At 74.1% G+C, this 4,677-nt stretch carries 4 protein-coding genes; all 4 read right to left on the bottom strand.

Translation table 11 applies throughout. The annotated features are described in order from the left end of the window. Positions 1 to 107: 107 nt before the first annotated feature. The 4 genes from ACFXGX_RS18700 to ACFXGX_RS18685 all read right to left on the bottom strand — a co-directional run bounded on the left by ACFXGX_RS18700 (position 108) and on the right by ACFXGX_RS18685 (position 4,190). Positions 108 to 929, bottom strand: coding sequence for a BTAD domain-containing putative transcriptional regulator (locus ACFXGX_RS18700; protein ID WP_384792013.1), 822 nt, complete (start codon positions 927 to 929; stop codon positions 108 to 110). 339 nt (positions 930 to 1,268) lie between these two features. Next, positions 1,269 to 2,141 carry a 4'-phosphopantetheinyl transferase family protein gene (locus ACFXGX_RS18695; RefSeq protein ID WP_384792010.1) on the bottom strand — a complete coding sequence of 291 codons (873 nt, stop codon included), beginning with the start codon at positions 2,139 to 2,141 and terminating at the stop codon, positions 1,269 to 1,271. A 119-nt stretch (positions 2,142 to 2,260) separates the two neighbouring features. Further along, positions 2,261 to 3,028 (bottom strand): phosphopantetheine-binding protein, encoded by a 768-nt coding sequence (locus tag ACFXGX_RS18690; protein ID WP_384792007.1) that lies wholly within the window; start codon positions 3,026 to 3,028, stop codon positions 2,261 to 2,263. 292 nt (positions 3,029 to 3,320) lie between these two features. Next, positions 3,321 to 4,190 (bottom strand): BTAD domain-containing putative transcriptional regulator, encoded by an 870-nt coding sequence (locus ACFXGX_RS18685; RefSeq protein ID WP_384792155.1) that lies wholly within the window; start codon positions 4,188 to 4,190, stop codon positions 3,321 to 3,323. Between the last annotated feature and the right edge of the window lie 487 nt (positions 4,191 to 4,677).

Below are 4,677 nucleotides of genomic sequence, written 5' to 3'. Positions count from 1 at the left end.
CGTCCACCTGCGCTGAATCCGGGCCCGGCGGCGGGCCTGTGCCGCGCGGCAGGCGGGGCGCCGCGGGGTGCCACGGCCGCCGGGGGCGGCCGGGCGGCACCCGTGCCTCACGCCGCGAACAGGTCGAAGGTCGAGCCGTGGCGCGGCCCCGCCAGCAGTTCGAGCTGCGGGTCCACGGCCAGCATGGCCTGGTGCATGCGCTGGAGCTGCGGGGAGGGCTCCACGCCCAGCTCGTCGATGAGCCGCAGGCGCAGCCTGCGGTAGACCTCCAGCGCCGTGGCCTGCCGGCCCGAGCGGTACATCGCCACCATGACCTGGGAGTGCAGGCCCTCGTGGTGCGGGTGGCGGGCGGTCAGCTCGGTCAGTTCGGCGATCAGCTGCGCGTGGCGGCCCAGCCGCAGGTCGGCGTCGATGCGCCGCTCGACGGTGACCAGCCTGCTCTCCTGCAGCCGCATCACCTCGATCTCCAGGACGGGACCGAGTCTCACGTCGACCAGCGGCGGCCCGGTCCACAGGTCCAGTGCCGTGCGAAACCGTTCCGCGGACACCTCGTCGTCGCCTTCCACGAACGCGGCCTGGCCCTGGCGGATCAGCTCCTCGTAGGTGTGCACATCGACACAGCTCCTGTCGATCTGCAGCAGGTATCCGCCGTGCCGGGTGGCGAGAATGTCCTTCGCGCCGGACGGTGCGCCCGGGCCCATGGCCGTGCCGAGCCGCCTGCGCAGTTGCAGTATGTACGTCTGAAGGGTCGTCAGTGCGCTCGCCGGAGGCTCGGTTCCCCAGAGTTCCTCCATGAGCGTGGGAACAGGCATGACACGTCCCGGATAGAGCGCCAGCAGCGACAGGATCTGTCGCGGCTTGCCCGCCGTCGGAACGATGGATCCCCCGTTGACCTCGGCACTCAACGGACCCAGAACCTGAATCTCCATGGTGGCCTCCCCACCTCGTCGAGTTCCTTGTCCAGTTCCTTTTGTGGCCGGAAATCTCCGCCGCTAGGCACGCTAGCCGGGTCCGTGCCCCCCGAGCGTTTTCCTGTAGCGGTCCTCCAGCGGTGCTCCACGTGGGGTGTTGCGTCAAATACACGACGCACTCGAGAACACCTGCACCCGCACCGGAAATGAACTCCGGATTCCGGTACGCATTCCGGTACGGATTCCGGAACGGCGGCAATTGCGCACCGTCATATACCCTTTTTCCTTTTCCGTCCCGCCTTGACGGCGGCGCCGGGGGGAAGGCGGGACGGATACGGGGGCAGGGGCCGGGGGCGGTCAGAGCGGTGCGGCGGCGGTCTTGCGCAGGGGGGTGTGCGGTGCGCCCAGGGGTGCGGGCAGGGGGATGGTGCGGGGTGCGGCCCGGTCCCAGGGAAATCCCTGGTGCAGTTCCAGGTGCGGGGCGGGGCTCCCGTCCGCGGGGACGGCCACCGCGGCCAGCACGTCGGGCACCGGTTCCAGTTCCAGGAACCGCCAGCGTCCGGCCGCGTCGTCGGCGGGCGGCCGGAAGGCGAGGACTCCGCGGTCGTCGTCCAGGGTGAAGGCGAACTCGTCGAAGGGCAGCCCCAGTCCCAGTCCGCGGGCCTTGGAGTAGGCCTCCTTCAGGGTCCACAGCCGCAGCACCCGGCGGTCCCGCTGCCGTCCGGGGGGCACCTGTCCCGCCCAGTGCTGCTCGTCGGGGGTGAAGGTGGTCAGGATGGTCTCCAGGGCGCCCGCCTCCCGGTCCAGGCACTCCACGTCGACTCCGACGCGCTGCCGGCGCACGATGCCCAGCAGGCTGTAGCCGCCCGCGTGGGAGAGGTTGAAGTCGAGGTGGCCGCCGCCCCGGGGCAGGCCGCCGGGCAGCGGCTGCAGGAAGGGCCGCCCGCGGGAGGAGCGCCAGATGACCAGCTCGGCCTCGCCGAGGCCGGCCTCCAGGGCCAGTGCGCGGCGGACCAGGGTGTGGGCGACGAGGTACTGCCGGCGGTCGCGTTCGAAGAGGAACCGGGCGGCGGTCGCGCTCTCGCGTTCGTCGAGCCAGTGCGAGGCCAGGATGCCGGTGACGGCGGGCGGGAGGGCGTCGTTGGGGCACAGCCACAGCGTCACCGGGGGCACCGCGCGGGGGCGCGGGGCGGGCCCGGCGGCGGGCGGCTGCGGTGCGGTGAGAGTCATGGTGTCGTTTCAGTCCGTCTCGGTTCGCCGTCCCGCTGCGCACGGCAGCGAGGTGGCGGCGCGGGGGCCGCCGGGGCCGAAGCAGTCGGTGAGCCGCCGGTGCTCCACGGGCGGGCCGTTCAGACCGGGCGGTCGGCCAGGAGTGCGGCGGCCTCGTCGACGCCGATCCGCTCACCGCGTACCGCGTCCAGAAGCGCGAGGACCTCCTCCGGGGACAGCGCGGGCCGCTTCGCCGCCGCACCGGCCGACGGCTGCGGCTGCGGCTGCGGCTGGCCGGCGGACGCCGCGTCGGGGCCCGGGGCGGGGGTGTCCGCTGCGGCGGGGGTGTCCGGTGCGGCGGGGGCCGGGGCGTCCCGGGTGCGGGAGGCGATGTAGGCGGCCATCGCGGCGAGGCTGGGATGCTCGTGGACGGTGACGGGGCGTTCGCTCAGACCGTAGGCGCGGTTGACGCCGGCGATGAAGTCGGCGGCCAGGATGGAGTCGATGCCCAGCTCCGCGAAGGCGGCGCCGCCGTCGAGCTCCCACGGGTCGCAGTGCAGGATCCGCGCCAGCTGGTCGCGCAGCACCTGCAGCACCGCCGCCGCGGCACCCGCGTCCCGGGCCGCGGGGGCATCGTCCGCGCCGCGGCCAAGAGCGCTCAGCCGGCGGGCCAGCAGGGCGGGGGTGGCGTACGTGTAGAGGTCCGCGCCGGCGATGCGGACGCCGAAGTGCTGGTCGATGGCCGCGACGAACTCGATGGTGAGCAGGGAGTCCAGCCCCAGGACCGGGAAGGGCTGCTCGGGATCGACCCGGCCGGGGTCGGCGTGCACGACACCGGCCAGCACGGCGGTGAGCTCGGCAAGAACGTCTCCGTGGCCGTCGGAGGATGCCGTCGGCTCGCTGGTCATCAACTCGTCCCTTCGTGGATACCCCGGCCCTCGGACCGGGACGGGCATGCCCCGTATACGGGGGGAAGCAAAACTCCCGCGCGGCAGGGCGGGAGGTCCGCCGCCGGCGGCGGGACGCCGGGCGGCCGGCGGCACGTGTTCGCGCCGCCGCCGAAGCAGCCGCACCGCTGCCGGACACCGGACACCGGACGGCTACCGACTGGCGGCCGGACGCCCGGCGGTTACCGGACGGGCGGCTGACTACCGGACGGCGGTTACCGGCCGGGCGGCTGCCGACCGGCGGCCGGGGTGGTTACCGGCTGCCGGCGATCTGGGGTCCGGCTGCCGGGTGGTGCGCGGCGCGGGCCGGGGCGGGCGGGTCCGGCGGGCTCTCGGGCGCGGCCATCAGGATCGAGTTCTGGAGCCGGCGCAGTCGCGGGGAGGGCTCCAGGCCCAGGTCGCGGCTGAGGGTGGTGCGCAGGTGGGTGTAGGCGCTGAGGGCCTCGCCGCGCCGCCCCGAGCGGTGCAGCGCGATCATGAACTGGGCGTGCAGGTTCTCGTGGTTGCGGTACCGGCTGGTCAGGACCGTGAGTTCGGCGAGGACTTCGCGGTGCCGGCCGAGCCGCAGGTCCGCCTCGATGCGCTGGTCCAGTGCGCACAGCCGGCCCTCCTCCAGGCGCCTGGCCTCCATGGTGAGCTGGGCGCCGGTCTGCACGTCCGCGAAGGCCGAGCCCGACCACAGGTCCAGCGCGGCGCCGAGACTGCGGGAGGCGCCCGCGAAGTCGCCGGCGTCCATGGCCCGGTAGCCCAGTCCCGCCAGGCGGTCGAACTCGCGGACGTCGCTGGTGCCGCCGCCGGCGGCGAGCAGATACCCGCCCGGCAGGGTGACCAGGACGTCCTTGGCCGTACGGCCCCCGGGCCCGGCACCGGGCCCGCCCTCGGCGCCGCGGGCCAGCGCCGCGCCGATGAGTTCGCGCAACTGCAGCACGTAGGTCTGCAGGGTGGTGCGCGCGCTGCGCGGGGGCCGGGCCGACCACAGTTCCTCGATGAGCGAGGCGACCGGCACCACCCGGTCCGCGTGGACCGCCAGCAGCGCCAGCACCTGGCGGGGCTTGGGCGCTGTCGGGGCGACGGACACCCCGTTCTCCCGCACGTCCAGTGCACCTAATACGTCGATGTCCACGCCGTCTCCCCTGTCCCCGTGCGCTGCTGACACTCCAACATTAAAAAACAGCACAGACGGTATGTCAATACGAGACCGATCGTCCTGTTTTTAACAACTCTCGAGCGGTGGTGCAGCAACCCTCGAAGACGGCCGTCTGCGGGGACAACTCCCCTGCGGAATCAGCCCTGTTCCCGTTCCGCCGGGCCGCCGGCCGGGCGGTGTGCGCCTGCGGGACGGGGGTGCATACCCGGCAGAACCGGACCGATCTCCCCGCCGTCCCTTGCATCAAACAAACCGGCAGGTCTTCTCGTCGTGGTCGCCGGAGGGTCACCTCAGCGCCGGCCGTGCGGCCCCTGGCGGTCATCACCGCGCAGCCACCAGCGCGGGCCGCCGGCCGGCCGCGCCGGGGGGCGGGCGCGGGGGGGGGGGGGGCGCCCGGCCCCCCCCCCCCCCCGCCCCCCGGCCCCCCCCCCCCCCGCCGCGGGGGCGCCCCCCCCGCCCCGGG

It is taken from the genome of Streptomyces sp. NPDC059371 (assembly GCF_042751995.1).
Taxonomy (GTDB): Bacteria; Actinomycetota; Actinomycetes; order Streptomycetales; family Streptomycetaceae; genus Streptomyces.
The sequence above is the reverse complement of the archived record's forward strand: the minus strand, read 5'-3'. Positions and strand labels throughout refer to the sequence as shown.

Coding starts and splice junctions, on each gene's coding strand:
- ACFXGX_RS18700 (WP_384792013.1), bottom strand. CDS start 929: ATGGAGATTCAGGTTCTGGGTCCGTTGAGTGCCGAGGTCAACGGGGGA.
- ACFXGX_RS18695 (WP_384792010.1), bottom strand. CDS start 2,141: ATGACTCTCACCGCACCGCAGCCGCCCGCCGCCGGGCCCGCCCCGCGC.
- ACFXGX_RS18690 (WP_384792007.1), bottom strand. CDS start 3,028: ATGACCAGCGAGCCGACGGCATCCTCCGACGGCCACGGAGACGTTCTT.